Raw genomic sequence first — 19,912 nt, 5'->3', positions numbered from 1 at the left:
GTCAGTGCGGACGCGTCGATGCGCCCACGGACCGAGGGCGTTCCCCCGATGTTGCCCCGCCCGTGAGGAGACCTTTCGTTGAGTGTGGTCCTGTTCCGCCGACCGGCGCGTCGGCGCGGCCCCGAAATGCCGGACGGCGAACTGAAGCTCCAGGAACCTCCCACACTGCCCGAGGTGGTACCGGACAGTTCCGCCGTCTGGACCTATCTGCCCATGGCGCTGATGTCGGTCTCCATGATGCTCATGCTGATGAGACCCGGTATGAGCGGTGGCCGCAGCAGCCATTTCATGTATCTGGCGATGGGCCTGATGGTGCTGTCGTCGGCGGCCATGATGCTCGGCCAGATGATGCGAAAGGCGAGCGAGCGCAAACAGCGACTGAAGGGTGAACGCCGCGACTATTTGCGCTACCTGACACAAATTCGGCGCAAGGTCCGCAATGCGGTGGTCGACCAGCAGAAAGCGCTCGCGTGGCGGCATCCGCCGCCCGGCGCACTGTGGCAGCTGGCGGGCACCACGCGGCTGTGGGAACGCCGGCCGCAGGACGAGGACTTCGGCGAGATACGCGTCGCGGTCGGGGACCAGAAACTGGGCCTGCGGCTGACCCCCACCGCCACCACCCCCGTCGAGGACCTGGAGCCGCTGTCGGCGCACGCCCTGCGCAGCTTCATCCGGGCCTACTCCACCGTTCCCGAACAGCCCATCGCCATCTATCTGCGGGCCTGGGCACGGGTGCTGTTCCGCGGGGACGAGGAGCGCATACGCTCCCTGGCCCGCGCGATCGTGGCGCAGCTCGTCACCTTCCACGCCCCCGACGACGTATGGGTCGCCCTGTGCGTCTCCGACGAGCGACGGGCCGACTGGGAATGGGTGAAGTGGCTCCCGCACAACCTCCATCCGCAGGAGAACGACGGAGCCGGCCCGGCCCGGATGTTCGTGTCGGCCTTCAACGAGCTGGAGGACCTGCTCGGCGCCGAATTCATGGAACGGCCGACGTTCGACCCCGAAGCGCCACCCGGTCGTGACGAACCGTTCACCGTCATCGTGCTCGACGGCGGCACCGTGCCGGCCCGCCACCGGGTGGACGGGGCCGGCTTCCGCAACGCCGTGGTGCTGGACCTCACCGGCGCGCTCAGCTGGCGGCCGGGGCGGGTCACGCTGCGGTTCGACGTCAGCGAGGACTCCTTCGAGCTGGTCCGCACCGACCGCGAACGCAAGGAGCAGACCACCCGGCTCGGCCGCCCCGACACCCTGGGGACGATCGGTGCCACGGCGCTGGCCAAGCGGCTGGCCCCCTACCGGATGGGCATGGGCGGCGGCGACTCCTCCGAACCGCTCTCCTCCGACGTCGAACTGACCACCCTGCTGGGCATCTCCGACCTGTACCGGCACGACCCGCAGACCCTCTGGCAGCAGAGCACCGGGTCCAACCGGCTCAAGGTGCCGATCGCGGTCGGCCCCGACGGCAGCCCCGTCGAACTGGACATCAAGGAGTCCGCACAGGGCGGCACCGGCCCGCACGGCATGCTCATCGGCGCAACCGGCTCCGGCAAGAGCGAACTGCTGCGCACCCTGGTGCTGGCCCTCGCGCTGTCGAACTCCTCGGAAACCCTCAACTTCGTCCTGGTGGACTTCAAGGGCGGCGCCACCTTCCTCGGCCTGGACGAACTGCCCCACGTCTCCGCGGTCATCACCAACCTGGCAGGTGAGGCCGCGCTGGTCGGCCGTATGCAGGACGCCCTGCACGGCGAGCTGATCCGCCGCCAGGAGCTGCTGCGTGCGGCCGGCAACTACACCTCCGCGCTGGACTACGAGAAGGCGCGGGCCGCGGGCACCCCGCTGGAGCCGCTGCCCAGCCTGTTCGTCATCGTCGACGAGTTCAGCGAACTGCTCTCCGCGCACCGCGAGTTCATGGAGCTGTTCGTGATGATCGGACGGCTCGGACGCAGCCTCGGCGTCCATCTGCTGCTCGCCTCGCAGCGGCTGGACGAGGGGCGGATGCACCAGCTGGAGAGCCACCTGTCGTACCGCATCGGTCTGCGCACCTTCTCCGCCATGGAGAGCCGCGGCGTGCTGGGCGTCCCCGACGCCTACCAGTTGCCGCCGCAGCCCGGCAGCGGCTATCTGAAGTCCGGTGTGGAGGCACTCACCCGGTTCCGCGCCGCCTACGTCTCCGGCCCCTACCAGCAGCGCCGCAGCCGGGCCAACCAGGCCCGGGTGGCGAGCCAGACCGTGCCGTGGACGGCGAGCTACGTGGTACCCCGTCAGGTACCCGACCTCCCGGAGCCCGAGCCGGAGCCGGAGGAGGAGACCGGCGACACCCTGCTGTCCGTCGCCGTGGAACGGCTGATCGGCGCCGGCCCGCCCGCCCACCAGGTGTGGCTGCCGCCGCTGGACCTGCCCGCCACCCTCGACCAGGTGCTGCCGCCGCTGACCCCCCATCCGGAACTGGGCCTGACCACCGTCGACTGGCCGATGCGCGGGCGGCTGACGGTGCCCGTCGGCATCGTCGACAAACCCTTCGAGCAGATCCGCGACCTGCTGACCGTCGATCTGTCCGGCGTCGGCGGCAACGTCGCCGTCGTCGGCGGCCCGCAGAGCGGCAAGAGCACCATGGTGCGGACGATCCTCACCGCGCTGGCCCTCACCCACACCCCGCGCGAGGTGCAGTTCTACTGCCTGGACTTCGGCGGCGGCACCCTGGCGCAGCTCGCCGACCTGCCGCACACCGCCGGTGTCGCGGCGCGGCTGGACTCCGAGCGGGTGAGCCGGGTGATCTCCGAGGTCACGGCGCTGCTCGCGGACCGCGAGCGGTTCTTCCTCGACCACGGCATCGACTCCATGGCCACCTACCGCCGCCGCCGGGCCGCGGGCGAGTTCGCGGACCAGCCGCACGGCGACGTCTTCCTGGTCATCGACGGCTGGTCCACGGTCCGCCAGGACTTCGACCGCTACATCCAGACCTTCGCCTCCATCGCCGCCCGCGGCCTCAACTACGGCGTCCACCTCATCGTGACCGCCGCCCGCTGGGTGGAGCTGACCGCCGCCGTGCGCGACCAGGCGGGCACCCACCTGGAGCTGCGGATGGGTGATCCGATGGACTCCCAGATCGACACCCGCCGCGCCGCCACCGTGCCGCGCATCCCCGGCCGGGGGCTGACCCGGGAGGGCAAGCTCCACTACCTCACCGCGCTCCCCCGCATCGACGGTGCGGAGTCCGCCGACGACCTCGCGGACGGGGTCGCGAGCCTGGTGGCCGCGGTCAAGGAGAGCTGGCGCGGCCCCAACGCCCCGCGGGTGCGGATGCTGCCGACCAAGCTGCCGGTGCGGGAGCTGCCGCCGGCCGGCGGCGACTTCCGGGTGCCGATCGGCCTGGAGCAGGAGCGGCTGTCGGTCGTGTGGCACGACTTCAGCGAGAGCCCGCACCTGGTCGTGGTGGGCGACACCGAGAGCGGCAAGACCAACCTGCTGCGGCTGGTCGCCAAGGCCATCACGGAGCGGTACACGCCCGCCGAGGCGCGGATCATGCTCGTGGACTACCGCCGCGACCTGGTCGAAGCCGTGCCGGAGGAGTACCGGCTGGGCCACGCGGTCTCGCTGGGGGCACTCAAGGACCTCCTCGACGGTGCCGCCCGTGCCGTGCAGACCCGGGTGCCGGGGCCGGAGATCGCCCCGGGCCGGATGAAGCAGGCCGACTGGTGGTCGGGGCCGCGTCTGTTCATCCTCGTCGACGACTACGACATGCTGGGCGCCGGCATCGGCAACTCGCCGTTCGACCCGCTGCTCAACCATCTGGCCATGGGCTGGGAGGTCGGCATGCACATCATCGTCACCCGCAGTGCCGCGGGCGCCGGTCGCGGTCTCAACGAAATGCTCATGCGACGGCTGCTGGAGGTCAACACCCCGGCCCTGCTGCTGTCCTGCCCGCCCTCGGAGGGCATTCTGCTGGGCAACATCAAGGGCAGGAACATGAACCCGGGGCGGGCCATCCGTGTCGCCCGCCGCAAGGCGACACAGGTGCAGACGGCGATGATGGACGACCCGGACGCGTGATCCGCCCGCCCAGAGGTCACTTCCGTCGAACGGTTCCGCCCCCCGGCTCCTTGGCCGGGGGCGGTTCCCTTTCTCACGGAGAATCCCGCATGCGTACTTTTCGCGGGGCACGGACGGAATCCTGCATTTCCCGTGATCGGGCCCGCGCTTTTCCGCACCTCACTCGGGCGGCCGTTCGCGTCCGGTTCACAGGAAGTTCACGCTTCCGTCCGGCGTGCCGCCCCGGGGACCACCGGCCGCGGGACGCGCCGGAATTCCCCTCGGCCCACGTCCTACGGGTGGGCGCTCCCGGGGCCACGTCCCGCGCGTGGCCGGTCACACGGCCGTGCCGCGCTCCTCCTCCCGGCCCGCCGGGCGCCAGCCCCGGGCCCGGCCACGCGGTATCACCACCGCCGCACCCGCGACCAGCACCACCAGCATGCCGCCCGCGCCCGCGATCAGCAGCGCACGGTTGAGCGGCTGGGGGGACGCCTCCGGCGGGATCTTCGCAGGCGGCGGGGAGGGCACGGAAGCCTGCTTGTCGGTCAGCACGGTGGTCAGCGCCCCGTACGGGTCCACCCGCGGCGGAAGGGCCGGGTACGACGCCGTGACGAGCTGCCGGGACACCTGCGCCGCCGTCATCCCGGGGTGCCGCGAGCGGACCAGCGCCGCCGCCCCGGCCACGTTCGCCGCCGCGAGCGAGGCCCCCGACCCGATGTAGTGCCCCGGGCCGCTGGGACCCACGCTGACCACCGCGTCCCCCGGAGCCGCCAGATCGGCGCCTCCCGTCTGCGGAGCGTTCTTCGGGCGGGTGCCGTCGGGGCCGTAGTCCATGACCGACAGCACCCCGGGCGCCGCCGCGGGCCAGTACCAGGGCGCCGCCTCCTCCGTCTCGCCGGTGGCGCGGTCCACCGGCAGCGCGTCCGGGGCGAACGGGGCGACGACCAGCGCGTCCCGCTTCGTGGCGTACTCCACGGCGGCAGTCAGCTCCTCCTTGCCGGTGGGCACCGCCCGCCCCACGTAGACGACCTGCGCACCGCCGTCGACCGCGGCCCGGATACCGTCCGCGAGCCGCTGAGCCGTCGGCCTGCCGCGCTTGTCGGTGCCGCGCACCGCCAGGATGCGGGCCGCCGGCGCGGCCCCGGCCACCCCCACGCCCTTCCCGGGCGCGGCGGCGATCAGGCCCGCGGCGAAACTGCCGTGCCCCACACAGTCGGTGTCCGCGGAGCCGACCGCGGTGACCCGGTCCTGGAGGGCCGGAATGTCCTTGCCGACCCCGGTGTCCACCACACCGACCGTCACGCCGTGGCCGTCCGCCAGCGACCAGGAACGGTCGAGCCCCAGCGCCTGCCGGGTCCACGTCTCCTCGCGTGCCGTCTCGTCCGACGCCCGCGCACACGGCTTGTCCGGCTCCAGGACGGCCGACAGAGCGGGCAGTTCGACGGAGTCGGCGGCGGCGGGCGGCGTCTGGGCCGCCAGCGGGACGGCGGCCAGCAGAGCGGCGGCCACCGCACGCCCCACCGGGCGGTGAGGGGAACGAGCACGTCGCATGGGCGCACGATACGCTCAGGACATCACCACGCGGTAACGTGCCGGACCGCCCCACGTGCGAAAACCGGGGGATCCGCGCGGACTGCCCGGACCGTGTGGCCCGTGTGCACCGCGTACCCCGCGTGGACTGCGTGGATACTGTCCCCCGTCAACGCGCACCACGGATCGAACTGCCGCGCTTCACCCCGGATATGGCTCCGCCATCGGTGCCGGAGGCACCTGGCTGCCGGTGCCACGGTTCCCGTAGCCTTCATCGCGTGCCTGTACCTCTCCCCCCGGCCTCCCCGCGGCCCGGGGTTCGAGGGGCCCGGCAGCGGCATCACAACAAGGAGGTCCCAGCGTGTCACGGCAGTTGCTCACGGTCGGTCCGGACCAGCCGGAGGGCTTCCGGACGATCGGCGAGGCCCTGGAGAAGGCCCGCGCAGGAGCGGTGATACGCGTGCGGCCCGGCCGCTACCGCGAGAACCTGACGGTGCGGACCCGCATCACCATCGCCGGTGACGGGGAGCGCGGCAGCGTCGAGATCTGCCCGCCCAGGGGCACCGCCGTGGTGCTCGTCGCCGACGCGGTGATGCTCACCGATCTGACCCTGCGCGGCGGCAACGAGGACCTGCCCGTGGTGGACGCGCCCCGCGGCCAGGTGGCCATGGACGGCTGCACCGTCGTGGGTTCTGGCTGGACGGCCGTCCTGGCACGCGAGAGCGGTTCGGTGGCCATCCGCGACTGCCGCATCTCCAACCCCGAGGGCGCCGGCGTGGTGGACACCGCGCCCACCGGCAGCGTCGTCGCCGACTCCGTCTTCGAGCACCTGGGCACCTCGGCGGTCGTCCTCGGCGAGCAGGCCCGCACCACCGTACGCGGCTGCCGGATACGCGACGCCCAGGGCAACGGCATCCTCGCCAACGGGGAAGCACAGGGCCGCGTGGAGGACTGCGAGGTGACCTCCACCGAGAAGCCCGCCATCGCGCTGGAGGGCAAGTGCTCCACCCACGTGCTGCGCACCCGGGTGCACGACACCTCGGTCGGCGTGTACGTCACCAGCAGCTCCCGGCCCGCCCTCGAAGAGATCACCGTCACCGACACCTCCGGCCCCGGCATCGTCCTGTCCTCCGGAGCCGACCCCGAGCTACTGCGCTGCGTCACCTCCCGCACCAAGGGCAACGGGCTCGCCGTCACCGAACGCTCCCGGGGCACCTTCCAGGACTGCGAATTCGACTCCGCCACCGACCCGGCGATCCGCGTGATCGGCTCCAGCGCGCCGCTGCTGACCGGCACCACCGTGCGCGAGTGCGCCGACAAGACCGCCTCCGTCCTGCTGATGGAGGGCTCCTCGGCGGAGTTCGACCGGCTGGAGGTGATCGACGCCGCCGGAGTCGGCATCTCCGTCCGCACCAACGCCAACCCGCTGCTGAGCCGCGCCCGGATCACCGACGCACGCGGCCACGGCATCGAGGTCACCGAGGACGGCCGCGGACGGCTGGAAGGGTGCACCGTCGAGGGCACCGAGGGCACCGGCATCCGCATCGCCGACGGCGGCGCCCCGGAGATCCGCGACACCACCGTGCGCAACACCGCACTGGCCGGAGTCACGATCGCCGCCGACGGCCGCGGCACCCTCCTCGACTGCGAGATCCGCTCCAGCGCCGCCGCCGGCCTCCACGTGGAGAGCGGCGGCGAGGTCACCGGGCACCGCCTCCACCTGTCCGAGGCCGGCGCCCACGGCGTCCTGCTCGCCGAGGGCGCCAAGGCCACCCTGGAGGCGTGCCAGGTCACCGCCAACACCGGTGACGGCATCCGGGTGGACACCGCCGAGAAGGTCACCCTGGGCGTGTGCACCGTGCGCGACAACCGCGGCGCCGGCCTCAAGCAGTCCCGCCCCAGCGACCGCCTCACCGTGGAGGGGCTGGACAGCAGCGGCAACGCGTCCCCCGACGCCTGGGGCGAGACCGCCGGCACGGGCGGCGCCGAATCCGGCCCCGCCGGCGGCGGACCGAAGAAGCCCGAGAGCCCGCTGGAGGAGCTGGAGTCGCTGATCGGCCTGGCCGACGTCAAGCACCAGGTGCGCACCCTCGTCAACCTCAACCAGCTCGCCCAGCGCCGCGCCAGCCTCGGCATGCCGGCCCCGCCGATGAGCCGCCACCTGGTGTTCTCCGGCCCGCCCGGCACCGGCAAGACCACCGTCGCCCGCCTCTACGGCGGCATCCTCGCCGACCTCGGCGTACTGCGCTCCGGCCACCTCGTCGAGGTCTCCCGCGCCGATCTGGTCGCCCAGGTCATCGGCGGCACGGCCATCAAGACCACCGAGGCGTTCAACGAGGCCCTCGGCGGTGTCCTGTTCATCGACGAGGCGTACACCCTGCTGTCCGACAGCAAGGGTTCGGGCGCCGACTTCGGCCAGGAGGCCATCGACACCCTCCTGAAGCTGATGGAGGACCACCGCGACGACGTGGTGGTCATCGCCGCGGGCTACACCGACCAGATGGACACCTTCCTCAGCTCCAACCCCGGACTGGCGTCCCGCTTCACCCGCACCATAGAGTTCACCAACTACTCGGTGGAGGAACTGGTCACCATCACCGAGTCCATGTGCGAGGCCCACCGCTACGAGCTGGACCCCAGCACCCTGGACGCCCTCGCCCGGCTGTACGAGCGGATGCCGCGCGACTCCACGTTCGGCAACGGCCGCGCGGCCCGCCGCGTCTTCGAGGAGATGGTGGACCGGCAGGCGTTCCGGCTCGGCTCCATGGACAACCCCGCGGAGGCGGACCTGTCCCTGCTGCTGCCCGCCGACGTCGCCGACGACGAGGCGGTCAGCGGCGGCGACTCGGCACGCAGCTCCCAGGACCTGCTGGCCGAACTCGACTCCATGGTCGGCCTCGCCGCCGTCAAACGCGAGGTGACCGACCTGGTGAACCTGCTGGAGGCCACCCGGCAGCGCCGCGCCGCCGGCCTGCCCACCCCGAAGATCAGCCACCACCTGATCTTCTCCGGCCCGCCCGGCACCGGTAAGACCACCATCGCCCGCCTGTATGCGGACCTGCTGCACTCCCTCGGCGTGCTGAAGACCGGCCAGCTCGTGGAGGTGGCCCGCGCCGACCTCGTGGGCCGGTACGTGGGCCACACGGCGCAGCTCACCAAGGAGGTCTTCGAACGCGCCTTCGGCGGGGTGCTGTTCATCGACGAGGCATACACCCTCACCCCCGAGGGCTCGGGCTCCGACTTCGGCCAGGAAGCCGTCGACACCCTGCTGAAGCTGATGGAGGACCACCGCGACGAGGTCGTCGTCATCGCCGCGGGCTACACCGCCGAGATGCGGCGCTTCCTGGACTCCAACCCGGGCCTGGCCTCCCGCTTCAGCCGCACCGTGGAGTTCGAGCACTACTCCGCGGACGAACTGGTCACCATCATGAACATGTACGCCACCAACTCCGGCTACGACTGCCCGCCGGAGACCCTGGAGGCGCTGCGCCGCTACGTGGAACTGATCCCCCGCGACCGTTCCTTCGGCAACGCGCGCACCGCCCGCCAGCTCCTGGAGTCGATGATGACGCGGCAGGCCCGCCGCATCGGCACGATGAACGCCCCCGGACTGGAGGACCTGCGCCTGCTGCTCCCGGAGGACCTCCCGACGTCCTCCCCCCAGCCGGCGGGCTGACCCCCGCACCGCCGAGGGAGCGCGCGTCAGCGGACGGGCGCGCACTCCCCGGGGCGGCCGGGGACCCGGTGGCTCAGGCGGAGGTCTGCGCGGGATCGCCGACGTCCTGACCGCCGGCGACGGCAGTGCCGGCCGCCTCCCCGGCGGCACCACCTTGGCCCGCGTCCTCCCCCGGCCGGCCGGGGATGTCGGCGTCTTCCGCCGGCTTCGGCTGCTCAGGCTGCTCCGACGGCGCTGACGGCTCCGATGACGCTGACCGCTCCGCCGAATCCTGTTGCTCCGCCGTGAGGATGAACGCGAAGAGCTCGTCCTCCGACCGCGTCCGCCAGCCACCCTCGACCCGGGCGTTCCACTGCTCGGCGATCCGCAGATGCTCGCGCCAGGCGGCCTTGTTGCGCATGATGTTCGCCCGCAGGGCGGGCAGATCCATCGCCGTGAGGTTCCACGAGTCCGAACCGCCGCACAGGGTGTCGGAACGGATGGTCACGGTGTTCCCGATCAGCGCGGCGGGGAAGTTGGCGCACACCCGCGGACGGTGTGCGTACGCACCGCAGCGTGCGTGACCGGGGGCTATCTCCATCAGGAACACGCACCCCTCGGTCACCGGCCGGTGCTTGAGACGGAGATCGAACTTCGGGCCGCCCGGCCGGAGCCGGAAGTCACCGTCGTCCTTCTCCTTGAGGGCGACGAACTCCCGGGGGTGGAGAGCCATTCCGGTGGCCAGCCTGCGGATGTCGGCGACGGTCACATTGACGGTGTACTCCCGGCAGCAGCGGCCCTTGCAGGACGCGCAACCGGCGAGATTGGCTCCCGAGCCGCTCATCCGACGACCTCCTCGGGCCAGGGGGTACCGGCCTCACGGGCCGCTTGCGCCTCCAGCAGATAGCGCTGGAAGTCCACGATGCCGGGCGACTCCTCGGCCTTCTCCACCAGGGCGTTCCAGCGCGCGACGGTCTCGAACCAGTGGTCGCGGTCGGCGGCCCACCGCCGCTCCGCCCACGCCAGCCCCGCCGCATCGAGCGGATACCCGGGCCGCCCCGGCGCGCTGTCGCCGGCGTCCCCCGCCGCGTCACCCTGCGCGGCATCGTCCTGCACGACATCCTCTCCGCCGTCCGCCGCCGCGTCCGGCGTGCCGTCGCCGCCGACACCGGCGGTGCGGCCGGGGACGGCGGGGAACATCCGGCAGGAGACGGGCGCCAGCTCGCCCAGACCGCAGCGTCCGGTGCCCTCCAGGGTGCGGACGTGGAAGACACAACCGTGCGCGGCGTTCGCGATCCTGACGTTCACCCGGCGCCGCGCGTTGTCCAGGACGACCCCGGTCGGGTCGTTGGCGGCGGCCGGGGCGGTCTGCGTGAAGTGCCACGGCTCCAGGGCGAGCGTCCGCGAGATCCGGACGATGTCCGCGCCGGTGACCAGGCGCGGCCCGCGGTAACAGAGCTGCTTCGCGCGCAAGGACTGCCACTCGCCGTCGGTACTCGGGGTGCTGTCCGCTGTCAAACCTTGCTCCCCTTACATCCGTGTCCTGGGGCCGACCGGTTCCACCGGTGTCACCAGGGCGCTACGGGCCCGGCGCGTCCCAGGTGGTCGCCAGCGCAGCGTAGTCGATCGTGTGTACGCCCAGCCGCCCGGGCAGACCCCGGGGAGACGGTGGGCACGCACTCCTCTACTCCAAGGCGCCGAGGGCCACTTCGGCGGCCTCGGCGATGAGGGCGTCGTCGTGCTCGGCATCCCTGGTGTCGCGCCGGGACATGATCGCGAGCGTGATCGGATCCCCCTTGGGAGGCCACAGGACGGCGATGTCGTTGCGGGTGCCGTAGCCGCCGTTGCCGGTCTTGTCGCCGACCTCCCAGCCGCGCGGAGCGCCGGCGCGGATGAGCTTGTCGCCGGTGGTGTTGCGCTTGAGCCAGTCGGTGAGCACCTCCCGCTTCCTGCCGGGGAGAACGTCACCGAGAACGAAGGCGCGCAGATCGGTTACCAGGGCACGGGGTGTGCTGGTGTCGCGGGAGTCGCCGGGGGTGCCCTCACTGAGCTCGACCTCGTACCGGTCGGCTCGTGTGACGCGGTCACCGATATCGCGCAGCGCGTCCTGGAGTCCCTTGGGTCCGCCGAGTTCGCGGAAGAGCAGGTTGGCCGCCGCGTTGTCGCTGTAACGGACGGCCGCGTCACACAGTTCGCGCAGCGACATGGTGGAGCCGACATGCTTGCGGGCGATGGGCGAGTAGCCCTCCAGGTCCTGGGGACGGACCCGCACCCGCCTCTCCATCTCGCGCAGGGAGTTCCGCTTCAGCACCGTGCCGGCCAGGAACGCCTTGCAGGTGGAACAGTAGGCGAAGCGTTCGTCCGCCCGGTGGGCGATCGAGCGGCGACTGCCGGTGTCGAGGGCGTAGACACCCAGCCGGGCGTCGAACTTCCGCTCAAGCCGGACGAAAGCGCGCCGCGCCTTCTCGGCGGCAGCGGACGCCGAGGGAGAACCGGACGACTTGCGCGGAACGTCCTTCGCGTCCTCGGTACCGCACCCGGCCAGGGGCAGCACCGCGAGCCCGGTCAGCATGGTGACCGCGGAACGACGGGAGACAGCACTCTGCATGGTGTGACGCCTTTCAGGAACCGGACGGGGAACGCCCGGAGGGATCCACCTGTTCGCCGCACAGGGCGTGAGGCGAGCAGAACAGCAGAACACCGAGATCGGCATGTACAACGACTGTGCGATGGCCCCCGAGCCGACACGCGCCGAGATGCTGCACGCCATCGAGACGTTCCTGGAGGCCCGGCAGCCCAGTGAGACCGCGCTGCTCTACTTCAGCGGGCACGGCGAGTACTGCGAGCAGGACGGCCAGCTGTACTTCCTGACCCGGGACACCGACCCGGCCGACCTGCCCGGTACGGCCGTTCCTGCGGAGTTCCTGGAGCGCATGCTCCAGTCCTGCCGGGCGGCGTCCAAACTGGTGCTGCTGGACTGCTGCTCCAGCGGGTCCGTCGTCCAGGGCTGGACCGCCAAGGGTCCGGAGGGAGACCCCGACCGGCCGGCGCCGAGCACCCTGCTGCGACCGACGGGCGTGTACTTCATCACCGCGTCCGACGCACTGCAGACAGCCTCTGCGATGGCGCCGCCCGGCTCCCGTCTCGGCACCTCCCGGTTCACAGGGGAGATCGTCGAGGGGCTGCGCAACGGCCGTATCAAGGAGGGCGGCTGGATCACCCCCGACGACCTCTTCCACTACCTGACCACCCAGATGGTCCGCCTGGGCGTACCGGAGGAGCAGCGGCCCACCAAGTCCACGATCAGGGCGACCCGGACCCTCCCCTTCGCCCGCTCGGTCGCACGGCCCGTGCACATCCCCGCGTTGCCCGACGACACGACCGATGCCGGCCGGCGCTCCTCCACGCTGCTGAAGGCACGCAAGGCGGCGGAAGCCGACGAGCGGGACGGGGTGGACCCCCAGCGGCTGCTGCGGTATTACGCGGACTGCCTCACCGCCCAGTCCGCAGCCGGGATGCGGCCCGACCGGGACAGCGGACGGGACTCGAAGTACTTCCTGCTGACCCAGGGCGAAGAGATCATCCAGTCGGGCTGCGGGCCGCACATCGTCGCACCCGGTTCCCTGTCGCGACCACAGAACAAACGGAGCAGGGCGGGCACCGAGGCCGGGAACAAGCAGGAGTACTGGTACGGGTACCCGGCGCTCACTCTGCCCGCGCGGAACGGGGGACGCGGGCGGCGCGCGACGGTGGACGTGGCACCGCTGCTCATCCAGCAGATGGATCTGGCGCCGGACGAGAATGGCCGGGACGTGCTCCGTCCCAGCGGTGTGCCGTCGCTGCACAGCGGTGTCGTCTCGGAACTTCTGGACGCGGACGACGCCGCCGAACTGATGGCGCACTGGCAGCCGGCCTGGCAGGAGGGCAACACCGCCCAGATGCTGCTGTCCGTCAGGGAGTTGCTGAACAAACTGGGGATGGCGGAACTCGAACCCCTGGACCCCTCAGCGCTCAGCGGCGACTCCGTCATGCAGGCGTTGCGCCCGGGCGCGCACAACGCCGCCGTACTCCTGGTCCCTTCCGGCGCGGAATCCATGGCCACGCAGGCGTTGGTGGACAATCTGCTGCAAATCTCCTCGCGGGCCGATCAGATCGCGGGCACGGCTCTGGAGGCGCTGCTGAACGGCGGCGGCCCGCAGGCACCGAGCGCGGCCGGGGCGGACCCGGTGATGCCCGTCACCCCGGGACCGTGCAACGAGAGCCAGGAGCGGGTGATCTCCTCCGCGATGACGCAACCGTTGACGGTGGCGACAGGGCCGCCCGGCACGGGTAAGAGCAAGGTCGTCACGGCAGTCGTCACCACCTGCGTGGCTGCGGGGCAGTCCGTCCTGGTTGCTTCCACGAACAACGAGGCCGTGGACGTCGTCGCGCAGCGCTGCGACGAGATCGCACCCGGTCTGCTGATGCGGACAGGCAACGCGGAGGCACTGGAGCGGGAGGCAGCCAAAGTGGAGCGGCTGCTCGCCGAACCGCCCGGGGCGCCGCCGCGCGGATCTGCCACCGTTCGCGGCGAGTTGCGCAACACCCGGAAAGCGGCCGACCTGCTGCGTGCGGAAGCGACGGACCGGGTCGTCGAGGAACGACGACTGCTGGAGCTCCTCCGCGACCGGGAGGAGCGGGCTGCCGGCCTTGGACTGCCCATCTCCTTCCTCGAACGGGTCTGGGCCGCGGACGCGGACGGCCCGGCACGGATGAGCCGGTGGACGGAGAAGGCACGAAGCGCGGCCCGGGCACGCTGGTGGCAACTGGGAGCCTGGCGGCGCGGGCGCGCGCTGGCCGCGCTGCTCGCGGCGGGGGCGGGACCCTCCGACGAGGGCGCGGCCGGGGCATCGCCCCCGTGGGAGGAGCGACCGGCGGCGCCGAAGCTGCTGGAGTCCCTGGCCGGTGCGGTGTCCGTGGAGCGGGAGGTCCGCGAACTCGTCCGCAAGCACGGGGAATGGGACGAAGGAGGGCTCAAGGAGTCCCGGGTGGCGACGGCGGAGGCGGTGTCCGACCTGTCGGCGGAACTGTCCCGCGCCCTGTCCGCCGAGACACTTGCCCGGGCCACCGCGCTGATGAACCAGCGGCTCCAGGCACTCCGCCGCAGGTCCGGGTTCCAGAGAAGCCAGAAGAACCTGATGGCACACATCAAGGGCTGGGCCGTCAGCACCCATTCGGTGCGCCAGCTGGAACTCACCCCGAAGCTGTTCGATCTCGTGGTGATCGACGAGGCGAGCCAGTGCTCCATCCCGTCGGTGCTGCCGCTGCTGTTCCGGGCGCGCAGAGCGCTGATCATCGGTGACCCCATGCAGCTCGGGCACATTCCCGGTGTGCCACCGCAGCAGGAGCGGCAGGCACGGGTGCGCGCCGGGCTCAGCGCCGCCCAGCTGGAGCACCGCCGTCTCACCTACCACCTGTACTCCTCGTACCAGGCGGCCGAACAGCACGGCGACAGCGCACTGCTCCTCGACGAGCACTACCGCTGTCATCCCCGGATCGCGGACGTCGTCAACGGCCACTGCTACGGAGGCCGTCTGCGGGTGCTGACCGACGTGCGGCAGCAGGTTCCGGCGTACGACCCGACAGGGGCGGCCGATCCCGCGCCGGTCCTCGGCTGGGTCGACGTACCGTCCGGGGAATCCGCGCGCGGGAGCGGCGGACGGTCCTGGCGGAACACGGTGGAGGCCGAGACGGTCAGGCGCGTTGTCGACGGACTGCTGGCAGGGCTTCCGCCGGACGCGAAGGTGGGCGTGGTCACCCCGTTCCGGGCCCAGAAGGACGCCTTGGCACAATTGTGGCGGGACGACAGCCGGGTCCGGGTCGGCACCGTCCACACCTTCCAGGGCGGAGAGCGCGACGTCATGGTCCTCAGTCCTGTGGCCTCGCGCAACACACCGCCGGGGACGACGCACTGGGTCGCCAGCCAGGTCAACCTGTGGAACGTCGCGGTGACCCGGGCCAAGTCACAGCTGATCACAGTGGGGACGCGTGCCTTCTGGCAGGAGCAGAGCGGCGTGCCGGCGCTCCTCGCCGCACGTTCGGCGCCGCTGGGAGCAGGCGATGACGGCACCACCGGCGAGAGGGGCGCGCCAGGCCCGGTGGCCGAGGCCCGTGAGGAACTCGCCGACCGCCTTCAGCAGTACCTGAGCGAGCGAGGCATCACCGACCTGGAGCGGGCCGCGCTCGTCGGCGGTCACCGGGTGGATCTGCTGTTCACCGACGCCGGGGAGAACACGGCAGTGCTGATCGACCCGGGCCCGGGCCCCGGTGAGGAACCCGCCCGTCACCTGCGGCTGGCCCACGCCCAAGGTGACCTGCTCACCGGGCTGCCGTCCGGAGGGCACGGGGCCAAGCCCTGCCCGGTGAACCGGACGGTCCGGGTGCCCGCCTGGCGCATCATGAGAGGCGGATCCGCACTGGCCCCGCTGTTCGACTGAGTTGCGAACAGGGCTGCCGGCCCCCGGCTGTGGGAGCGGCAGCCCGCTCAGCCGTCGGTCAGGCTCCGTACGACATACGTCATGTGCTGGAGGTTCCCCATCTGCAGCCATTCCTTCGGCCCGCCCGTGCCCTCGCCTGTCGAGAGCGGGCCGTTCGCGCACTCGCACAGCCATTGCTCACCCGGTCCGGCCCCCGCTCCCCGGAAGCCGGGCAGCTGGGTGATCCGGCGGGCCGCAGCGCGGTTGACGGCGATCCGGTCGGGTCCCCGGGTCAGTGTTTTGAACAAGAGGTACGAACTTTCGGTGGTGTAGCGGAGCACGCCCCAGGCCGGAGCGCCCTTCCTCCCGGGGTCCGGGGCTTGTGCGAGAGCACTGGCGGGCTGCACCCCGTAGTCGCCGTAACAGAGCTCCGGGGCGTAGGCCCTGCCCGACGTACGCACCTCGCGCCACATCCACCAGTCGCCCCGAGGCTCCTCCCACGGTCCTTCCTCCAGCATGTCGGCGGTGACCGTGGGAACGCCTCCTCCGAGCAGGGCGGCACTCCGCCAGTCGGCCAAGGGCATCAGCGCATCAAGGGCGCGTAACGCCTCCTTGCCGGCGTCGGACCGGACGCTCGGCACCGCTCCCATGTCGACCAGGAGGTCCAACGGCAGCTCAGGTCCGGCCCGGGCCAGCAGACTCCGCACGTCGTCCCCTGACCGGCCGTCCCATTCCCCCGTGACCCGCACACGGATTCCCAGGCCGCGCGAACCACGCCGGGCCGTCACCACAGCGGCCGTCTGCTGCGCCTCGGCCCTCTCCGGTCCCGTCACCGGACGCAACAGCCCGAACTCGCAGTACACGGACAGCGCTTCGGCAAGGGCCTCGGTCTGGTCCTGCTCACCGAAGGGGGCGTCGATCCAGCCACCGTGACGGCTCTTGGCGCTCGCCGGATCGACGTATTTGCCGACCGCCGTGGCCAGCGTCTTCGGGGTCCCTCCGGGGAACGGCGGCAGATTCCACAACGGCCTGATCACGGCCCGGACGTCTCGTGACAACCGCTCGAAAACCGCGGTCGCGTGCGCCCGGGCCGGCAGAACGGGAACGTACAGCGGTCCGGACATCGCGGCCCCCTCGGCACCGTCCGTGCGGGTCCCTTGTTCCCAGAATCCGTGCACCCCGCGACCGACGGAAGAGCGCGATTTCGGCCTGCCCGGCCGATGTGTGCCGGTGCTGGGCGTCAGCGCGATCTCCCGGTGCGACGCTCCCCGCTGCTCCCCGCTGCGAACGGTCACCGGACGAGTCAGGTGGGCCCGTGGTTGCCTACACCGGATTCGCGCCTCCGGGCTCCCGTCCAGGCTCGGCATTCATGGGCAGGGAGCCAGCCGAGTCCGCAAGGCACGGTGGGCGTCGGTCGGCTCGCCCCCGGGACGGCAGTTCCGCGACCGCGCGAACTCGCTGCTCCGCCTCGCGAAGGCATACGAATCAAGCCGCTGGACGAACGGATCCCAAGAGAAGGGGATCAGTTCTACCCGGCGGAAGGCATAGAGCCGACACCGCCTGCAGAAACGCGTTCCGTCCCCCACCGCAGGACGTCGAACGTCAGGAAATGGGGAACCAGGTCGAGAGGCGCTTGGCGATGACCGGTACATCGATGTTGTCCTGCGCAACCTCCTCGACGAACGGGCCGGCAATGGAAACGTGTGGCGGGACAGTACCGGCGCTGACGCCGTTGAACCGCAGGAAGACGCGCATGGCGAGCCAAGCGGTGCGCTTGTTGCCGTCGATCAGCGCGTGATTGCGGGCGACGGAGTGGAGAAGTGCCGCAGCCAACCCACCCGAACAACAAAACCGCAGTTCAGACGTCCTTCGCGGCCAGTTCGAGGATCGCGACGCACTCCATGTGGTGCGTCATCGGAAAGGGATCGCCCTGGACGAGGCAGGAAAAAATCCAGGTCAGAGGCAATCTGTCCGCCGGTTGTCCCACGTACGGGAGCCCGGAGCGTCAAACGAGCGTCACGCCAAACAATTCATCGTCGCGCTTCGCGACAGGCCGCCCGCACCCGAACCGACGACACGCTGGCCGTGACGGGGAAGAGTGCAACGGCCGCCGCGCTCTCAACGCGCCGTCCGGGAGCTGGTACCACCAGGCCGCACGACGCATCGACGCATACACCCTCGATGCGGCCACCACCCCGCCCCAGATGCGCCTCAGCAGCCGCCGCGCCCTGGCCGACCTGACCGCCACCCGCACCCGCTGGACCCGCGCCACCCAGCCCCCACCCGCTGCGACCGGACACGCCCGCGAACCGTCCGCTCCCTAGGCCGGGCCTCCCGTGTGCACCACCGCCCCAACAGCACACCCGCTCCCCACCACCGCGCGCTCCCTCCGCCAGGAGCCGCGCCTGTGACCCCGCGCACAGAAGAACCGCACCCGCCGTGCCCTCTCCGTCCGAAGCCCGCATCCATCTCGACCTGGCCCCCACGCGCACCGACGCCGTCACCGCCACCCTCACCGGCAACGGCACCGTCCTGGCCCACGGCGTACTCACCTCCTACGGATTCCGGGAAACCGGACCGGACACTCTGATTCTCGCCCGCATCGACCACGAGGAGCCCTACTACGCCGCACAGGCGGCCAAGGCCCTGGAAAATGCAGGCATCCCGGCCACCCCGTGCCCTGGTGCACCCGTGGCGAGGTCCGGGAAGTCTCAGCAGAGGCGCAGGAGATCTTCGACGACATCGGATCCGGCCGCCTGGTCATCCACCAGCACGCCGAGGACGGATGGACCACCGTCGCGGTCGGCACCTGCCGCAACGGCAAGAGCGTCCACCTGCACGGCGAAGACCATCTCCGGACCATCGAGACCACCTACGACACACCCGCCGAGGCCCTCGAAGACTTCAAACGCCGGCACGACGACGCGGTCCGGCCCGGCCCCGCCCCCGCCACCACTACCGAGGAAACCGCCCGCCTCGTGCGAGCGGGCATCCACCCGGCCAAGGCCCAGCGCCCGCACGACCCCCAGCCAGAGACCTTCCGCACCGCCGGCCCGGGCGACCACGAGGCCCTCCTCGGCCGCTTCCTCGACGACCACCGTGACCGGGACCGCTACCGCCCGTCCCCGGACGACGCCACATACGCCGTGCTCGAAAGCCAAGCCGGCGTCCGGAGTTCATCCACGACGCTGATCCACGCGAGACCGCCTGGACCATCGCCGAGTACACCTCACCCGTCGGTGAACGCCTCTGGCACGCCACTGCCACCGCCACCACACCGCCCCAGCTCCTGGACACGCTGCTGACCAGCCTTGCCGACAGCGACACCCCCGCCCCTGACAGCGCACTCACCGCGAAAGCCGTCGCTGTGACCATCCGCGCCCTGGGCGACACCGACTGGACACCCGCCGTCGACGATCGCCGGATGCGCTGGAGCGCGCCCGGCAACAGCGGCGGCGTGGAGTTCGACGCCCACGCCGCCCAGTCCCCGACCCGCCCGATACCCACCTGAGGAGGCCACCAATGCGCCAACTGCATCGATGAGGCCGAAGGAGACGTCGATCACGCCATGGGATGCGCTGAAAGTCAACCGACCGTCCACAGCTGACGCACAGGCGACAGCGCAGAATCTTCACCCGAGCACGGAGCAACTGCTCGCTTCTGGCCGAGACGCCATCCTTCCGAGCGGGATTGTTCGGTTCGGGTGGAAGGGTATGAACTCCCGAGAATGACACGAGATATGGGGGCTGGTCTCCGGGCGGCCTCCTGCGGGCACCTATTCGTCGGTTGTCACGACTACTTCCCGCAGATGTTCCTCGAACAGATGGACAGCATCAGAAGGCGAGGCGTGGGACAGTTCTTGATCAGGGATGTCCTCCTCCAGTCCCCACTCGGTATTGAAGGTGAGAGACGCTTCTGTCGGCACGACGCGACTACGAAGCCACGTGACGAAGGTGGCTGCATCTGCTGACGTCGCTTCTTTGATCGCCACGCCCGGAGGGGAGGGCCGAGCGCTGCATTCGAAAATCTCCTGGTCCAGAGTGAACCCGAAAGTCATCCATGTTCCGAGCGGCCCCGGCCCTGAATCGTACCGGTCAACGCGCACGAACTCCCCAGCTCTTCGTTCCTGAAGCGCCTCGGGAAGTTGCTCGAAAAACCCGTCCCACTCTTCACTGCGTTCGGGGCTGAAGACGTACATGGTGCGGAGCTGGGTGACATCGATCTCTGGCATAGGAGCACC

11 protein-coding genes and 2 pseudogenes are annotated in these 19,912 nt (G+C 71.1%); 5 read left to right on the top strand and 8 right to left on the bottom strand.

Annotated elements, in window-relative coordinates; translation table 11 throughout:
• Positions 1-84 precede the first annotated feature (84 nt).
• Positions 85-4,053 (top strand): type VII secretion protein EccC, encoded by a 3,969-nt coding sequence (locus IO40_RS0125740; protein WP_033229823.1) that lies wholly within the window; start codon positions 85-87, stop codon positions 4,051-4,053.
• Positions 4,054-4,368: 315 nt separating this feature from the next.
• On the opposite strand, the gene IO40_RS0125735 is transcribed toward IO40_RS0125740, so the two are convergent.
• Positions 4,369-5,583, bottom strand: coding sequence for a S8 family serine peptidase (locus tag IO40_RS0125735; RefSeq protein WP_041968845.1), 1,215 nt, complete (start codon positions 5,581-5,583; stop codon positions 4,369-4,371).
• Positions 5,584-5,923: 340 nt separating this feature from the next.
• On the opposite strand from IO40_RS0125735, the gene IO40_RS0125730 reads away from it, so the two are divergent.
• A complete protein-coding gene (locus IO40_RS0125730) occupies positions 5,924-9,238 on the top strand; it encodes a right-handed parallel beta-helix repeat-containing protein (RefSeq protein WP_031176228.1) in 3,315 nt (1,104 codons plus the stop codon).
• A 73-nt stretch (positions 9,239-9,311) separates the two neighbouring features.
• Here IO40_RS0125730 and IO40_RS0125725 read toward each other — a convergent pair whose 3' ends face one another.
• The 3 genes from IO40_RS0125725 to bla all read right to left on the bottom strand — a co-directional run bounded on the left by IO40_RS0125725 (position 9,312) and on the right by bla (position 11,825).
• Positions 9,312-10,061 carry a YkgJ family cysteine cluster protein gene (locus IO40_RS0125725; protein ID WP_016470330.1) on the bottom strand — a complete coding sequence of 250 codons (750 nt, stop codon included), beginning with the start codon at positions 10,059-10,061 and terminating at the stop codon, positions 9,312-9,314.
• On the bottom strand, positions 10,058-10,735 hold the full coding sequence (locus tag IO40_RS38305; protein ID WP_016470329.1) for a hypothetical protein: 678 nt from the start codon (positions 10,733-10,735) through the stop codon (positions 10,058-10,060). Before IO40_RS38305 ends, IO40_RS0125725 begins: the two co-directional genes overlap by 4 nt.
• Before the next feature lie 166 nt (positions 10,736-10,901).
• Positions 10,902-11,825 carry a class A beta-lactamase gene (gene bla / locus IO40_RS0125715; protein WP_016470328.1) on the bottom strand — a complete coding sequence of 308 codons (924 nt, stop codon included), beginning with the start codon at positions 11,823-11,825 and terminating at the stop codon, positions 10,902-10,904.
• A gap of 103 nt (positions 11,826-11,928) precedes the next feature.
• Between bla and IO40_RS0125710 the strand changes: the two genes are divergently transcribed.
• The gene (locus tag IO40_RS0125710; RefSeq protein WP_078659787.1) at positions 11,929-15,693 is read left to right on the top strand and encodes an AAA domain-containing protein; all 3,765 of its coding nucleotides are present in this window, start codon (positions 11,929-11,931) and stop codon (positions 15,691-15,693) included.
• Positions 15,694-15,740: 47 nt separating this feature from the next.
• Here the strand turns inward: IO40_RS0125710 and IO40_RS0125705 are convergent, their stop codons facing one another.
• The 3 genes and pseudogenes from IO40_RS0125705 to IO40_RS37755 form a co-directional block, all read right to left on the bottom strand.
• Positions 15,741-16,796 (bottom strand): beta family protein, encoded by a 1,056-nt coding sequence (locus tag IO40_RS0125705; protein WP_031176226.1) that lies wholly within the window; start codon positions 16,794-16,796, stop codon positions 15,741-15,743.
• Between the two features lie 478 nt (positions 16,797-17,274).
• A pseudogene (locus tag IO40_RS0125700) lies at positions 17,275-17,502 on the bottom strand (type II toxin-antitoxin system death-on-curing family toxin); the annotation flags it as partial.
• Positions 17,503-18,383: 881 nt separating this feature from the next.
• Complete coding sequence (locus IO40_RS37755; RefSeq protein ID WP_135567297.1) at positions 18,384-18,833, bottom strand: hypothetical protein; 450 nt, start codon at positions 18,831-18,833, stop codon at positions 18,384-18,386.
• On the opposite strand from IO40_RS37755, the pseudogene IO40_RS39905 reads away from it, so the two are divergent.
• A pseudogene (locus IO40_RS39905) lies at positions 18,812-18,937 on the top strand (hypothetical protein); the annotation flags it as partial. The gene IO40_RS37755 and the pseudogene IO40_RS39905 overlap by 22 nt on opposite strands.
• Positions 18,938-19,039: 102 nt before the next feature.
• On the top strand, positions 19,040-19,183 hold the full coding sequence (locus tag IO40_RS39050) for a hypothetical protein (protein ID WP_234336589.1): 144 nt from the start codon (positions 19,040-19,042) through the stop codon (positions 19,181-19,183).
• A gap of 264 nt (positions 19,184-19,447) precedes the next feature.
• Here IO40_RS39050 and IO40_RS0125685 read toward each other — a convergent pair whose 3' ends face one another.
• Positions 19,448-19,903, bottom strand: a complete 456-nt coding sequence (locus tag IO40_RS0125685) for a hypothetical protein (RefSeq protein WP_051719313.1) — start codon at positions 19,901-19,903, stop codon at positions 19,448-19,450.
• Between the last annotated feature and the right edge of the window lie 9 nt (positions 19,904-19,912).

The organism is Streptomyces albus subsp. albus (assembly GCF_000725885.1).
Lineage (GTDB): Bacteria > Actinomycetota > Actinomycetes > Streptomycetales > Streptomycetaceae > Streptomyces > Streptomyces albus.
Note: the sequence above shows the minus strand (reverse complement) of the source record. Positions and strands in the feature narration are given on the sequence as shown.

Excerpts from the sequence above, each read along its gene's own strand:
- IO40_RS0125705 (WP_031176226.1), bottom strand. The coding sequence starts at position 16,796 with ATGTCCGGACCGCTGTACGTTCCCGTTCTGCCGGCCCGGGCGCACGCG.
- IO40_RS0125735 (WP_041968845.1), bottom strand. The coding sequence starts at position 5,583 with ATGCGACGTGCTCGTTCCCCTCACCGCCCGGTGGGGCGTGCGGTGGCC.
- bla (WP_016470328.1), bottom strand. The coding sequence starts at position 11,825 with ATGCAGAGTGCTGTCTCCCGTCGTTCCGCGGTCACCATGCTGACCGGG.
- IO40_RS0125685 (WP_051719313.1), bottom strand. The coding sequence starts at position 19,903 with ATGCCAGAGATCGATGTCACCCAGCTCCGCACCATGTACGTCTTCAGC.
- IO40_RS0125725 (WP_016470330.1), bottom strand. The coding sequence starts at position 10,061 with ATGAGCGGCTCGGGAGCCAATCTCGCCGGTTGCGCGTCCTGCAAGGGC.
- IO40_RS0125710 (WP_078659787.1), top strand. The coding sequence starts at position 11,929 with ATGTACAACGACTGTGCGATGGCCCCCGAGCCGACACGCGCCGAGATG.